Origin of the sequence: Pseudomonas moraviensis subsp. stanleyae (assembly GCF_036283065.1) — a bacterium.
Lineage (GTDB): Bacteria > Pseudomonadota > Gammaproteobacteria > Pseudomonadales > Pseudomonadaceae > Aquipseudomonas > Aquipseudomonas stanleyae.
In genome coordinates this window covers 157,700-172,344 of the sequence record NZ_JAADJI010000006.1, presented here as the reverse complement: position 1 = coordinate 172,344, position 14,645 = coordinate 157,700, and the positions used below count along the sequence as shown (strand labels likewise).

The following is a 14,645-nucleotide window of genomic DNA, read 5'->3' as shown; positions in this document are numbered from 1 at the left end:
CAAGCTACAAGCCGAACGCAACCCGGCTTCTAACTTGAAGCTTGCAGCTTGCAGCTTGCAGCTTGCAGCTTGCAGCTTGCAGCTTGCAGCTTGCAGCTTGCAGCTTGCAGCTTGCAGCTTGCAGCTTGCAGCTAGACCTCTTTGATCAAATGCGCCGCCAACGTCCGAAGCGGCCCCAACTGCCGGCAGATCAGCGCCAATTGCGTCTGCACCAGCCGCTGCCCCTCATCAATCTCTTCCGGCATCTGTTCCAGCTCGTTGGCCAGCGCTTCCTCTTCATCACTCTGAATCGCAATCGGCTGCTTGCTCGCCAGGCCTTGGGCGATTTCGTCGATGCTGGTTGCCAGTTTCACCCCCGCGCCTTCGATCAGATGCTCACGCACGTCGGCTGGCAGCTGCGTTTCGCGGTGTGCGCCGAGCCCGGACAGGTAACTGAGCAGGGTGTGCGACAACACCAGAAAACGGAAACCGACATCCGCTTCCTTTCGGAAATGCCCCGGCTCCATCAGCATGTTCGCCAGCGTCGTCGACAGTGCCGCATCGGCGTTGTGCGCGTTGCGGCGGGCCAGGCGATAGGCGAGGTCGTCGCTCTTGCCGGCGGCGTATTGCTGCATGATCTGCCGCAGGTAGATGCTGTTGCAGGTCAGGGTGTTGGCCAGCACCTTGTTCAGGCGTCGGCCCTGCCAGTCCGGCAAAAACAGGAACACCGCCAGCCCCGCAATCAAACTGCCGAGCAAGGTATCGAACAGCCGGGGCAGGAACAGCCCGTAACCGTCGCCGACCTGATTGAAGCAGAACAGCACCATGATGGTGATCGCCGCCGTCGCCAGGGTGTAGCGGGTGGTGCGGTTGGTGAAGAACACCACGCCGGCAGCGATGGCGAAACACGATTGCACCACCGGGTTGGGGAACAGATCGAACAGCGCCCACGCCACCGTCAGGCCAATCGCCGTGCCGATGATCCGCTGACCGAGTTTGCGCCGGGTGGCGCCGTAGTTCGGCTGGCAGACGAACAGTGTGGTGAGGATGATCCAGTAGCCCTGCGACGGGTGAATCAGGTGCACCATGCCGTAGCCGATGCTCAGTGCCAGCGGCAGGCGCAGGGCATGGCGGAACAGCAGCGAGGTCGGCGTCAGTTGCGTGCGCAGGCGAATCCACACGTCCTTGAGATTGCGCGGTGAACGGTCGAGCAGGCTGCTGTCGGTGGCATCCGCCAGAGCGTCGGGATTGCTGGCGTCACTGAGCAAGCGGTCGAGGGTACCGAGGTTGGCCGCCAGTGCGCGCAACGAGCGCAGCAGGCCGCGCCATGCCGGGTTGCTCTGGATGCGCAAGTGTTCGAGGGAGGCGTGCAGGTCGTTCAGGGCTTCGGCGAAACTGGCGTCATAAATGAACGGCTGGCGCATCTGAATCGACTCGGCCAACGCCCGGCAGGCCTTGCCTTGCTGGCGCAGCAGGCGCTGGCAGCGGAACAGCACGTCACTGTGGAAGAACGCCTCGGCCAGCGCGTTGTAAGGGTAATGCGAAGAGCTGGCGCGTTCGTGGATGTCCTGCGCAAGGAAATACAGCTTCAGATAGCGGCTGACTTTCGAGCCCGGTCGACCGTTGCCGACCCGGTGCAGGATGATTTCCTTGGCGGTGTTGAGTGCGGCGACCACCCGGCCATTCTGCTGCGCCAGTTCGAGGCGGCGGGCTTCGACGTCCATCTGCCGGATCGGTTCGAACAGCGAGGATTTCAGCTTCAGGTAAAGACCCAGTTCACGGAACAGGCGCGCCAGACTCTGCTGCACGGGTTGATTGGAAAACAGCGCCTGCCACAGCACCGACAACAGGCCGTACCACGCCGCGCCAGCGACCAGCAGCATCGGTTCGTGCCAGAAATCGGTGACCGCGCCGCCGCGCTGATCGACGCCGATCATCGTGTAGACCGAGAGAATCAGCGTCGCCGAGGCGATCGCGCCGTAACGCTCGCCCAGCGCGCCGAGCATGGTCAGGCCGAAACTGGCCAGCGCCAGGGCCACGGCAAAAATGATCGGGTAAGGAAAGAGCAATTCCACCGACAGCGCGGCGATGCTGAAACACACCAGCGTCACCGCGAGCGCGTTGAGACGGCCCTGCCAACTGTCGTCGGTCTCGGCCAGAGCGCTGGCGATGATGCCGAGGAACAACGGGATCAGCAGGCCCATTTCATCCTGATGCCAGCACAGCGCCATGCTGCCGGTCAGGGCGATGAATACCCGCACGCTGTAACTGAATTTATCCAGCGCCCACAGGCGCCGCAAAGACTGACGAAACGAGGTCGAGGACATGAAGTGCGAAGGCCTTCCGAGGCGATGCCGCTAAATTGAGCCAGTAATGGCGCCGACGCAATGGCGCCGAGCACATCTGACAGCAAAAAGTGTTCCTGACTGCTTTTTTGTCGAACTCAATTTGGGGATTGGCACAAAAACCTGTGGGAGCTGGCTTGCCAGCGATTGCGTCCTAGCATTCAACATCGATGTTGGATGTGCCGGCCTCATCGCTGGCAAGCCAGCTCCCACAGGGATTGCATTTCACATTTGAAAGACGTGGATCAGACGAACTGCGCAGCAGCGTAGCCCGAGGCCCAGGCCCATTGGAAGTTGAAGCCGCCCAGGTGCCCGGTGACGTCGAGCACTTCGCCGATGAAATACAGGCCCGGGCTTTTCAGCGATTCCATGGTCTTCGAGGACACTTCGCGGGTATCGACGCCACCGAGGGTCACCTCAGCCGTGCGATAGCCTTCAGTCCCCGCCGGCACGACTTTCCAGCTGCCGAGCTTCTCGGCAATCTCCGCCAGTTCAGCGTGGGTGTACTGCTTCATCGGTTTGGAGACAAACCAGTGGTCCGCCAGCAGATTGGCCATCTTCTTGGTGAAGATTTCGCCAAGCAAAGTTTTCAGTTCGCTGTTCGGGCGTTCGGCGACCTGCTGTTGCAGCCAGATCGCCGCGTCGTGGTCCGGCAGCAGGTTGATCTCTACCGTGTCACCGGGTTCCCAGAACGAAGAAATCTGCAGGATCGCCGGGCCGCTGAGGCCACGGTGGGTGAACAGGATGTTCTCGCGAAAGCTCTGGTCATTGCAGCTGACCAGACAATCCACCGAGGTGCCGGACAGCTCTGTGCACAAGTCCTTGAGCTGATCGGTGATGGTGAATGGCACCAGCCCGGCGCGGGTCGGCAGCAATTCATGGCCGAATTGTTTGGCCACCTGATAGCCGAAACCGGTAGCGCCCAGGGTCGGGATCGACAGGCCGCCGGTGGCAATCACCAGCGACTGGCACTGAACCTGGCCCAGGGTGGTGTCGAGCAAATAACCGTTGTCGGTTTTTTCGATGGTCTGGATCGAAGTGTCCAGTTGCAGCTCGACGCCGGCCTGAGCGCATTCATCGAGGAGCAGGCCGAGGATGTCGCTGGATTTGTTATCGCAGAACAGCTGGCCGAGTTTCTTCTCGTGGTACGGCACACTGTGTTTGCCAACCAGAGCAATGAAATCCCACTGGGTGTAACGCGCCAGCGCGGATTTGCAGAAATGCGGGTTCTGCGAGAGGAAGTTGCTCGGTTCGGTGTACATGTTGGTGAAATTGCAGCGGCCACCGCCGGACATGAGGATTTTCTTGCCGGCCTTGTTCGCGTGGTCAAGCAGCAACACCTGACGACCACGCCCGGCGGCGGTCAGGGCACACATCAAGCCGGCGGCGCCAGCGCCAATGATCACGACTTCGGTAGAGCGCAAAACGGTGTCCTCTTGGTGGGTCGCTACAAAACAAACTGTGGGAGCGAGCCTGCTCGCGAAAGCGTTGTGTCATTCAACAATGATGTCGACTGACAGATTGCATTCGCGAGCAGGCTCGCTCCCACAGGGGATCTCCTATCGGTGGAAGATCGCTTACAGAATACGCACGCGCAACGAGCGGCCCTTGATCTTGCCGTCGTTCAGACGCTGCAAGGCCTGCATGGCCACGGTGCGCTCGACAGCGACATAAGCCTGGAAATCAAAGATCGCAATCTTGCCCACCTGCGCACCGGGAATGCCCGCTTCGCCGGTCAACGCGCCAAGAATGTCGCCCGGACGCACTTTGTCTTTACGGCCAGCACCGATGCACAGGGTGGTCATCGGTGGTTGCAGCGGTGCCAGGCCCTGGGACTTGAGGTTGTCGATCTGATCCCAGTTCAGCGGCGCTTTCTGCAGTTGTTCGATGGCTTGCGCGCGGTGCGCTTCGGACGGCGCCACGAGGCTGATGGCAATGCCTTTCTCGCCCGCGCGACCGGTGCGGCCGACGCGGTGGATGTGGATTTCCGAATCCCGCGCCAGCTCGACGTTGATCACCATGTCCAGCGCATCGATATCCAGACCACGGGCCGCGACGTCGGTGGCGACCAGTACGGAGGTGCTGCGGTTGGCGAACATCGCCAGCACCTGATCGCGGTCACGCTGTTCCAGATCGCCGTGCAGGCCGACGGCGGAGATGCCTTTGGCGGTCAGGTGATCAACGGTTTCCTGCACTTGCTGCTTGGTGAAGCAGAAGGCCACGCAGGACGCCGGACGGAAGTGGTGCAGGACTTTGGTCACCGCGCTCATGCGCTCTTCCGGGGAGATCTCGTAGAAGCGCTGCTCGATCTGCGTGTCGTCGTGGAAGGCTTCGGCCTTGACGGTCTGCGGATCGCGCATGAACTTTGAAGCAAGCTGCTTGATGCCCACCGGGTAGGTCGCGGAGAACAGCAGAGTCTGGCGGCGCTCGGGGGTCTTGATGATGATGTCTTCGATGGCGTCGTAGAAACCCATGTCGAGCATGCGGTCGGCTTCGTCGAGGATCAGCGTGTTCAGGCCGTCGAGCACCAGCGAACCCTTGCGCAAGTGCTGCTGAATCCGCCCCGGGGTGCCGACGATGATGTGCGCGCCGTGCTCCAGCGAAGCGATCTGCGGGCCGAACGACACGCCACCGCAGAGGGTCAGGACCTTGATATTGTCTTCGGCGCGGGCCAGGCGGCGGACTTCCTTGGCCACCTGGTCGGCCAGCTCGCGGGTCGGGCAGATCACCAGCGCCTGGCAGCCGAAGTAGCGCGGGTTGATCGGGTTGAGCAGGCCGATGCCGAACGCGGCGGTCTTGCCGCTGCCAGTCTTGGCCTGGGCGATCAGGTCCATCCCCTTGAGGATCACCGGCAAGCTCTGCGCCTGGATCGGCGTCATCTGGGCATAACCGAGTGATTCGAGGTTAGCCAGCATGGCGGCGGACAGCGGCAGAGTATTAAAAGCGGTGGCGATGGTGGTCACGGGACTGGCCTGCAAAACAAAATGTCGCGCAGTGTAGCAGCCCCGTGCCGGTTTCCTCGACAGTTCTGGACGAACAGCCACGTTTATCCAAGTGGCGTTAAACCTGTGGCGAGGGAGCTTGCTCCCGCTGGGGCGCGAAGCGGCCCCCGCTTTTCTACTCAAAAAGCAGGGCCTGCTGCGCAGTCCAGCGGGAGCAAGCTCCCTCGCCACAGAAGCCCTGCATCACCCATCAGTGTTCGATGTGCTCCTGCGGCCGCTTCGCCCGGCGTCCGTCTTCCTTCGACAGCTGCGAAAAGATCGTCGCGGCCAGCATCGCCATCACCCCGACCGTAACGAAGGTCAACTGGAAGGCGCCGAGCACGGTTTCCACACCATCGTTGCCGACTTTCGCGGTGAAGCCGCCGAGCAGCGCACCGGCGCAGGCCACCCCGAGGCTCAGCGACAATTGCGCGACCACCGACAGCAGACTGTTGCCGCTGCTGGCGCTGGCATCGTCGAGGTCGATCAGGGTCACGGTGTTCATCGCGGTGAATTGCAGCGAGTTGATCGCCCCCAGCACCGCCAGCAGGCAGAGCAGCAGCCAGTACGGCGTCTGCTCGCTGACCAGGCCCATGCTCGCCAGCATGATCCCCAGCGCCAGTGTGTTGCCGGTGAGGACGATGCGATAGCCGAGGCGTTCGATCAGCGGCCGTGCGACCCACTTGGCGACCATCGCCGCAGCGGCCAGCGGCAACATGCTCATCCCGGCCTGCGACGGCGAATAGCCCAGCGCCACTTGCAGCAACAACGGCACCAGAAACGGCAAAGCGCCGCTGCCCAGGCGCGCGAACAGGTTGCCGAGAATGCCGACGGCGAAGGTGCGGGTCTTGAACAATGACGGCGCGAACAACGGGTTTTCGATGTGCCCGGCGCGCAGCCAGTATGCCGCCAGACAGGCCATGCCGGCGAACAGCAGCAACATCACCCGCAGGTGCGGCAAGTGCAGTTCGCCAAGGCCTTCCATGGCAATGGTGATGAGGATCATCGCCGCGCCGAACAGCAGAAAACCGAGGCTATCGAAGCGCGTGCGCTCCGTGCCGCGCAGGTCGGGAATGAACTTCCACACCGCATAACAACCGATGACCCCGACCGGCAGATTGATCAGGAAGATCCAGTGCCACGTCAGGTATTCCACCATCCAGCCGCCCATGGTCGGGCCGATCAGCGGACCGAGCAGGCCGGGAATGGTGATGAAACCCATGATCCGCACCAGTTCCGAACGCGGGTACGCACGCAGCACCACCAGTCGCCCGACCGGCAGCATCAGCGCGCCACCGAGGCCCTGAATCACCCGCGCACCGATGAGCATGCTCAGGCTGCTGGACAAGGCGCAGAGCAATGAGCCGAAGCTGAACAGCAGAATCGCGCCGAAGAAGATTTTCTTGGTGCCGAAGCGGTCAGCGATCCAGCCGGAGGCCGGGATCAGCAGGGCCACCGTGAGCATGTAGGCAATGATCACGCCCTGCATGCGCAACGGGTCTTCGGCCAGATCGCTGGCCATGGCCGGCAGCGCGGTATTGAGGATGGTCCCGTCGAGGGACTGCATGAAGAACGCAATGGCGACGACCCACGGCAACCAGCGGGCGGTGATGGCGTCGAGAGGCGGGCGGTTGGGCATGGAACCTCTGAGGGTGGTTAATCCGGCTTGTCGGTCTGAATGAAACTCTGTGGCGAGGGAGCTTGCTCCCGCTCGGCGGCGCAGCCGTCGTGAATCCGGCCTGCGCGGTATTACTGGAACACCGTGAGCTCCGGTTTTGGGGTCGCTTCGCAACCCAGCGGGAGCAAGCTCCCTCGCCACAGTTGAGTGTGCCCCCCTCATCGGGGGGCAATTTACAGGGTCAAGGTCAGTCGGCTGACCAGCGCCCCCGGCAACAACGCCGACGAGGTATTGCGCTGGCTGTACGTACTCGCCGACAGCAGTAGCTCACGCTCGGTGGTCAGCGCCTCCAGCTGCGAACCAAGCAGGTTGTAGGCGCTGTCATCGAAACGCATGGTGCTGACCGGTGCCTGGATCTCGCCGTTCTCGACCCAGAAAGTCGCGAAGCGGGTCATGCCGGTCATGCGCGCCGCCGGTTGATCCGAGTAGTTCAGGTACCACAGGTTGCTGATGTACAGCCCGGTGCCCAACTGCTTGAGGATCTGTTCCTGCGACAGATCACCGGCGGCCATGTTCAACGCACTGGGCATCTCGCCGCCGCCCGCACCGTTCGCGGTCAGGCCGTATTCGGCGGCGCTGCGCGAGCCGACCAGCTGATCGCCAGCCTTGCCCTCGATGATCAGCCGCAGATCGCTGCGCGGATAACCCTCGGCGGAAAACGCCGGGCTCAGCGACTCGCTGACTTTTTCATCCAGCGAAAGCAGCGGGCTGAACGCCTGATCGCCGACGTAGAGCTTCTGCAACGGACTGCTCTTGCTGGCAATCGACTGCGCCGAAAAACCGCCCCAACTGAGCATGCCCATAATCTCTTCCAGTGCCGCCGGCGCCAGATAGGCGCGGTACTGACCGGGTGCCAAAGTGCGTAACGGTCGGCCGAGAAACTCAAGCTGTTCGCGGGCCTGGGCGAAACGCCGGGCAAAGCCCTCGTCGCTCCAGTCGTGCCCGGCGTAGCTGGCCTTCACCGCTTCGCCGTTTTCATGGAACAGGCTGAAATCGAAATTGAAGCTGTTGGCTTCATGCCAGCCGAACGCGCCGGCGGAACTGGCGAAACCGCGGCTGATCGGACCGGCAGCATAAAAACCGACCAGATCCAGACCTTCAGCGGCAGCGCAGATTTGCCCGACGACGTCTTCGGTATCCGGCAGCGGATGCGCTTGTACGTGCGTGCTCTGCCAGCTGTTGTGATTGAGCAGCAGGTACGGATCCTGCGGCAGCAGCGGCAGGGTTTCGCGCAATTGCTGCAGGCCCTCGGCGAGCCGTTGCAGATCGGCCTCCTGATCCCCGGACAAGGTGATCTGCAGGTCGGCGTGGCGACCGTCGTTGATCAGTTTCAGGCCGACGTTGGCCTGTTGCACCTGCCCGGCCTGGCGCACCTTGGCGTGATTGAAGCGCACGAACGCCGAGGCCTCGGCGGCGTAGCTGAGCGTGAACTGTTCCGGCTCGCGCACGCTGTCGCGCAGCCAGTTGACCATGACCTTGAAGGCGTCGGACTGACGCTTCGAAATGCTCATCAGGCGTCTCCCCCAAACACATCAATGTTGCTGAATACGCAGGCCGGCGAAGCGTGGCCGACGCGAATCACCTGGTTCGGTTCGCCCTTGCCGCAGTTCGGCGTGCCCAGCACCTTGACGGTGCTGGCATCGCCGACGGCGCGCAGGCTCTTCCAGAAGTGCGCGGAAATCGCCCGGTAGTTGGGATTTTTCACCACGCCTTTAAGTTCACCATGCTCGATCAACTGGCCCCATTCGCAGCCGAACTGGAATTTGTTGCGCGCATCGTCGATCGACCACGAGCGGTTGGTGCTCATCAGGATGCCGTGCTCGATACCGCCGATCATCTGCTCCAGCGTCTGATCGCCGGGCTCGATATTGAGGTTGGCCATGCGGTCGATCGGCGGGCGGTTCCAGCCGCAGGCGCGGCTGTTGGCAACGCCATCGAGACCGGCGCGATATTGCGACAGCGCTCCGCCCAGTGGCCGCAGCAACAGGCCGTCGCGAATCAGGAATTGTTTGCTCGCCGCAGTGCCGTCGTCGTCATGGCCATAGCTGGCGAGTTCTTCCGGGATGCCAGGGTCGAAAGTCACGTTGAGCAAATTCGAGCCGTATTGCAGGCTGCCGAAATCGCTGGTCTTGACGAAACTGGTGCCGGCGTAATTGCGCTCATCGCCGAGGATGCGGTCGAGCTCCAGCGGGTGACCGATGGATTCATGGATCTGCAGCATCATCTGATCAGGCATCAGCAGCAGGTCGCGCGGGCCTTGCGGGGTGTTCGGCGCGAGCAGCAGTTGCAGGGCCTGGTCGGCGACTTGCGGACCTGCACCGACCAGACCGCAGCGGCTGATGACATCGGCGCCACCCTGCTGGCCGAAGTTCTCGCGGCCGAGGCTGCGGGTCTGGCTGTCGTTGCCGTCGTAGGCGGTGACGTCGAGGCTCGGATAAACGAAGCGCTGGGCCTGGCGCAATTCGGCGCCGGCGCTGCTCAGGTAGATCTGCTCGACATGGGTGATGCCGATGCTCACCTGCCAATTGACCAGGCGTTCATCCTTGGGCACCGAAGCGGACTCCGCACCGAGCAGATCGAAGCATTCACTCAGGGACGGGAAGGGCTGTTCGAGGTTGGGTGAAAAATAATCAGCGCGGTCACTGGAAAGCGTCTGCTCGCGCAGGTCGAGCAAGGCCTGCGGCTTGAGCCGGCGGGCTTGCAGTTCGGCGCGTTCAAGCGCGGCTTGCAGGCCTTGTTGCGACAAGTCGTTGGTCGCCGCGTAGGCTTCGACGCCATTGACGCGTACGGTGAGCATCGCCCCTTCATCGCGGCTCAGGCTCGGCGGTTCGGCGACGTTCTTACGCACCGACAGGTACTGCCCGGACTCGCGCACATACCGCAGGGAAAAAAATTCAGCGCCCGTGCGCAAGGCAGCGAAGCGCTGCTTGAGCTGGGGGTGGAAATCGAACATTCGGGAACCTCCTTGTAATGGAGTAGCGGCATGGCGACAGCGGGGAGGGGTGAAACGGTTGCGCGAGGTCTAGAGTAGGCCTGCGTGGGGGTAGGATCAAGTGAAGAGGGGCTGTAGGAGGTTTTACTGTGCAGCGGGGAATTGTGTGTTGCTGTGAGGGCCTCTTCGCGAGCAGGCTCGCTCCCACAGGGGATTTGTGAATGCCACAGATCCAGTGTGGGAGCGAGCCTGCTCGCGAAGGCCGCGCCTCGGTATTACGACTTACTGCGTAACGGGGGTGATATCACGCATCGGCTTGCCCTTGACCGGCGCGCCGTTCGCGACGTAGTACGCCGCATTGCTGCGCGGCAGCGGCTTGCGGCCACGGATCTTGTCGGCGATTTTCTCCGCCATCATGATCGTCGGCGCGTTGAGGTTGCCGGTGGTGATGATCGGCATGATCGAGGCATCGACCACACGCAGGCTCTGCATGCCGTGCACACGACCTTCGCCATCGACCACCGCCATCTCGTCGGTGCCCATCTTGCACGAGCAGGACGGGTGGAACGCGGTTTCGGCGTGCTCGCGGATGAACTTGTCCAACTGCTCATCGGTTTGCACGTCGATGCCCGGGCTGATTTCGCGGCCACGGAACGCGTCGAGGGCCGGCTGCTGCATGATCTCGCGGGTCAGGCGGATGCCGTCGCGGAATTCCTGCCAGTCCTGCTCGGTGGCCATGTAGTTGAACAGGATGCTCGGGTGCTGGCGCGGATCCTTGGATTTGACCTGGATGCGGCCACGGCTCGGCGAACGCATGGAACCCATGTGCGCCTGGAAACCGTGTTCTTTCACACCGTTGCTGCCGTTGTAGTTAATCGCCACCGGCAGGAAGTGGTACTGGATGTTCGGCCACTCGAATTCCGGACGCGAACGGATGAAACCGCCGGCCTCGAACTGGTTGCTGGCGCCGATGCCGGTGCCGTTGAACAGCCACTCGGCACCGATCGCCGGCTGGTTGTACCAGAGCAGCGACGGGTACAGCGAGACCGGTTGGGTGCAGGCGTATTGCAGGTACAGCTCAAGGTGATCCTGCAGGTTTTCACCAACGCCCGGCAGATCGTGCACCACCGGGATGTCGAGGCTTTCCAGCAGTTTCGCCGGGCCGACACCGGAGCGCTGCAGAATCTGCGGCGAAGCGATGGCGCCGGAGCACAGCAGGACTTCCTTGCGTGCCTTGGCTTCAACGCGTTCTTCAGCGTCGCCGATCAGGTAACGCACGCCGACCGCACGCTTGCCTTCAAAGAGAATCTTGTCGGTCAGGGCGTGGGTAACGATGGTCAGGGTCGAGCGCTTCTTGGCGATGTCGAGGTAGCCACGGGCGGTGGAAGCACGGCGGCCGTTCGGCGTGACGGTGCGGTCCATCGGGCCGAAGCCTTCCTGCTGGTAACCGTTGAGGTCTTCGGTGCGCGGGTAACCGGCCTGCACGCCGGCTTCAACCATGGCGTGAAACAGCGGATTGTTGCCGGCTTTCGGCGTGGTCACGCTGACCGGGCCGTCGCCACCGTGGTAATCGTTCGGGCCGATGTCACGGGTTTCGGCTTTGCGGAAGTACGGCAGGCAATCGAGGTACGACCAGTCTTCCAGGCCCGGCAGTTTCGCCCAGCCGTCGTAGTCCATGGCATTGCCACGGATGTAGCACATGCCGTTGATCAGCGAAGAGCCGCCGAGGCCCTTGCCGCGACCGCATTCCATCCGGCGGCCGTCCATGTGCGGCTCTGGATCGGTTTCATAGGCCCAGTTGTAGCGACGACCCTGCAGCGGGAACGCCAGCGCGGCGGGCATCTGGGTACGGAAATCGAGACGATAATCCGGGCCGCCAGCTTCAAGCAGCAGAACGGTGACGCCTTCGTCTTCAGTCAGTCGGGTCGCCAGGGTGTTACCAGCCGAGCCGGCGCCGATGATGATGTAATCGTATTCTTGAGTCATAAGTTCTCCTGAAGGAGCTACAAGCCGCAAGCTGCGAGCTGCAAGAAAAAGCAGCGAGCTGTGACTTTGAAATCGGGGAGGCGGCAAACCCAGACTGCTTTTACTTGCAGCTTGGAGCTTGCCGCTTGAAGCTGATCAGCTCATCAGAACACCGAGACGTAATCGCCCAGCTCGACCTGCACCGATTTGATGCGGGTGAAGTTGTTCAGCGAGCTGATCCCGTTCTCACGGCCCACGCCCGACTGCTTGTAGCCGCCGACCGGCATTTTCGCGTCGGACTCGCCCCAGGCGTTGATCCAGCAGATGCCTGCTTCGAGTTGATGAATCACGCGGTGAGCGCGGTTCAGGTCTTTGGTGACGATACCGGCAGCCAGACCGAAGTCGGTGTCGTTGGCGCGGCGGATTACTTCTTCTTCGGTTTCGTAGGAGAGGATTGCCATCACCGGGCCGAAGATTTCTTCGCGGACGATGGTCATGTCGTCGGTACAGTCGGTGAACACGGTCGGCGCAACGAACGCGCCTTTGGCGAACTCGCCGTCGGTCAGACGACCACCGCCGCACAGTACGCGCGCGCCTTGTTCCTTACCTTTTTCGATGTAGGCCAACACGCTTTCCATGTGGGCGAAGCTGACCAGCGGGCCGAAGTTGGTGTTTTCGTCTTCCGGGTTGCCGACGCGGATGCGTGCAACGCGCTCAACGATCTTGGCTTCAAAAGCGGCTTTCAGGTGCGCCGGTACGAATACGCGAGTGCCGTTGGTGCAGACCTGACCGGAGCTGTAGAAGTTGGCCATCATCGCCGTGTCGGCGGCGCGATCAAGATCGGCGTCGTCGCAGATGATCAGCGGCGACTTGCCGCCCAGTTCCATGGTCACGTCTTTCAGCGACGAAGCCGAGGCGCTGGCCATGACTTTCTTGCCGGTGTCGGTGCCGCCGGTGAAGGAGATTTTCTCGATGCGCGGGTGCTCGGTCAGCCAGGTGCCGACTTCGCGACCGCTGCCGGTCAGGACGTTGAACACGCCGTTCGGCACGCCGGCTTCGGTGTAGATCTCGGCCAGTTTCAGAGTGGTCAGCGAGGTGACTTCGCTTGGCTTGAAGATCATCGCGTTACCGGCCGCCAGGGCTGGAGCGGATTTCCACAGGGCGATCTGGATCGGGTAGTTCCACGCGCCGATACCGGCGACCACGCCCAGCGGCTCGCGACGGGTGTAAACGAAAGAGGTGTCACGCAGCGGGATCTGCTCGCCTTCGATGGCGGGCACCAGGCCTGCGTAGTATTCCAGCACGTCGGCGCCGGTGACGATGTCGACGTATTTGGTTTCGGAGAAGGATTTGCCGGTGTCCAGGGTTTCCAGCGCGGCCAGTTCATCGTTGCGCTCGCGCAGGATGTCGACGGCGCGACGCAGGATGCGCGAACGCTCCATGGCGGTCATCCCGGCCCAGATTTTCTGGCCCTTTTCGGCGCTGACCACGGCGCGCTCGACGTCGTCCTTGGTCGCACGCTGCACCAGTGCGAGGACTTCACCGTTCGCCGGGTTGATGGCTTCGAAGGTGGCGTCGCTGCCAGCATCGGTATACGCGCCATCGATGTAGAGTTTTTGCAGTTCGAAACGGGCCATAGTGTCCTCGCAAGTGCATTGGTGGTTGGCGTTGACCACCGCGATGACGCTGCGGTGGAGTTCAGGGGCTGAGCGTTTCTGTGTGCTCTAGCTCACCTGCTTGGCCAATTGGAAATCCATGTATTCGTAAGCGATCTGTTGCGCTTGCGCCGTGTCGAAAGCATCCCCCGACAGCGCGCCGCGCAACCACAAGCCGTCAATCAACGCTGCCAGACCCCGGGCCGCACTGCGCGCATCTTCGAGCGGCAGCACACGGCGGAACTGGCAGCACAGGTTGGAATACAGACGGTGATCGTTGATCCGCTGCAACCTGTGCAAAGACGGCTGGTGCATGCTGGTGGCCCAGAAGGCCAGCCAGGTTTTCATTGCCGGGCCATTGACCTGGCTGGCGTCGAAGTTGCCTTCGATGATCACCTGCAGATGCGCCCGTGGGCTGTCATCTGCCAGCGCCTGACGGCGCGCGGTGACGCTCTCGCTGAGGGCGGTCATCAGGTACCGCATCGTGGCGGCGATCAGGCCGTTCTTGTCCTGAAAGTAATGACTGATGATGCCATTCGAGACACCGGCCAAACGGGCGATCAGCGCAATGCTGGCGTCCCCCATTCCGACCTGATCGACCGCCTGCAAAGTGGCTTCGATCAGTTGTTGGCGGCGGATGGGTTGCATACCGACCTTGGGCATCTTGCACATCTCCTTAGGCCTTCCGAGGGGCGAATGACGCCGATCGGATTGAGGGCCAGTCTATTTTGTTTTGATTGAACGTTCAATCAACAAAGAATAAGATCTGCGACAATTCGTCGCTGCCTACAGAAAATTCCTACGCGTGATGACGATAAAAACCGACACCTGAAACGGCTCGAAACCTGCGTGGGGCATGGCGCGGTTCGCGATTCGATGGACGTGTTGAAAGGGCAAGACGCTCGCGGCCAGGTTTCGGATGAACGTCCGTCACCTCTGGCCACGAAAGCGAATACGCAACGCCATTTCGGCAGGTTCGGGCTTTTTTCGGAGTGTCTTTATATCACCCGCCGGTCGGCTGCCAACTAACCGATTGGTCGGGTTCCGTGATGCCTTGTGTTCTTCTCTCGCACTGCCTGGAGCATTTGTGCCATGAGTTCTGCCTCGCTA

Annotated in this window: 9 protein-coding genes; all 9 read right to left on the bottom strand. The window is 61.9% G+C overall.

From position 1 onward, the window contains the following. Positions 1 to 131 precede the first annotated feature (131 nt). Complete coding sequence (yccS, locus tag GXB78_RS12440; RefSeq protein ID WP_329515598.1) at positions 132 to 2,306, bottom strand: YccS family putative transporter; 2,175 nt, start codon at positions 2,304 to 2,306, stop codon at positions 132 to 134. A 263-nt stretch (positions 2,307 to 2,569) separates the two neighbouring features. Beyond that, positions 2,570 to 3,748: a BaiN/RdsA family NAD(P)/FAD-dependent oxidoreductase gene (locus tag GXB78_RS12435; protein ID WP_329515597.1), complete on the bottom strand. Its 1,179-nt coding sequence runs from the start codon at positions 3,746 to 3,748 to the stop codon at positions 2,570 to 2,572. Positions 3,749 to 3,901: 153 nt separating this feature from the next. After that, positions 3,902 to 5,287 (bottom strand): ATP-dependent RNA helicase DbpA, encoded by a 1,386-nt coding sequence (gene dbpA, locus GXB78_RS12430; protein ID WP_024014613.1) that lies wholly within the window; start codon positions 5,285 to 5,287, stop codon positions 3,902 to 3,904. Positions 5,288 to 5,516: 229 nt separating this feature from the next. Beyond that, the gene (gene mdtD, locus GXB78_RS12425; RefSeq protein WP_253496656.1) at positions 5,517 to 6,944 is read right to left on the bottom strand and encodes a multidrug transporter subunit MdtD; all 1,428 of its coding nucleotides are present in this window, start codon (positions 6,942 to 6,944) and stop codon (positions 5,517 to 5,519) included. A gap of 212 nt (positions 6,945 to 7,156) precedes the next feature. Then, positions 7,157 to 8,494, bottom strand: a complete 1,338-nt coding sequence (locus GXB78_RS12420; protein WP_329515596.1) for a TldD/PmbA family protein — start codon at positions 8,492 to 8,494, stop codon at positions 7,157 to 7,159. Then, a complete protein-coding gene (locus GXB78_RS12415; RefSeq protein WP_329515595.1) occupies positions 8,494 to 9,936 on the bottom strand; it encodes a TldD/PmbA family protein in 1,443 nt (480 codons plus the stop codon). The genes GXB78_RS12420 and GXB78_RS12415 overlap by 1 nt, the downstream gene beginning before the upstream one ends. A 261-nt stretch (positions 9,937 to 10,197) precedes the next feature. Continuing rightward, positions 10,198 to 11,901, bottom strand: a complete 1,704-nt coding sequence (betA, locus tag GXB78_RS12410) for a choline dehydrogenase (protein ID WP_122612391.1) — start codon at positions 11,899 to 11,901, stop codon at positions 10,198 to 10,200. A gap of 143 nt (positions 11,902 to 12,044) precedes the next feature. Further along, positions 12,045 to 13,517 (bottom strand): betaine-aldehyde dehydrogenase, encoded by a 1,473-nt coding sequence (betB, locus tag GXB78_RS12405; protein WP_329515594.1) that lies wholly within the window; start codon positions 13,515 to 13,517, stop codon positions 12,045 to 12,047. A gap of 87 nt (positions 13,518 to 13,604) precedes the next feature. Further along, positions 13,605 to 14,198: a transcriptional regulator BetI gene (gene betI, locus GXB78_RS12400; protein WP_042561476.1), complete on the bottom strand. Its 594-nt coding sequence runs from the start codon at positions 14,196 to 14,198 to the stop codon at positions 13,605 to 13,607. Between the last annotated feature and the right edge of the window lie 447 nt (positions 14,199 to 14,645).

Excerpts from the sequence above, each read along its gene's own strand:
- mdtD (WP_253496656.1), bottom strand. The coding sequence starts at position 6,944 with ATGCCCAACCGCCCGCCTCTCGACGCCATCACCGCCCGCTGGTTGCCG.
- betA (WP_122612391.1), bottom strand. The coding sequence starts at position 11,901 with ATGACTCAAGAATACGATTACATCATCATCGGCGCCGGCTCGGCTGGT.
- betI (WP_042561476.1), bottom strand. The coding sequence starts at position 14,198 with ATGCCCAAGGTCGGTATGCAACCCATCCGCCGCCAACAACTGATCGAA.
- betB (WP_329515594.1), bottom strand. The coding sequence starts at position 13,517 with ATGGCCCGTTTCGAACTGCAAAAACTCTACATCGATGGCGCGTATACC.
- GXB78_RS12420 (WP_329515596.1), bottom strand. The coding sequence starts at position 8,494 with ATGAGCATTTCGAAGCGTCAGTCCGACGCCTTCAAGGTCATGGTCAAC.
- GXB78_RS12415 (WP_329515595.1), bottom strand. The coding sequence starts at position 9,936 with ATGTTCGATTTCCACCCCCAGCTCAAGCAGCGCTTCGCTGCCTTGCGC.
- yccS (WP_329515598.1), bottom strand. The coding sequence starts at position 2,306 with ATGTCCTCGACCTCGTTTCGTCAGTCTTTGCGGCGCCTGTGGGCGCTG.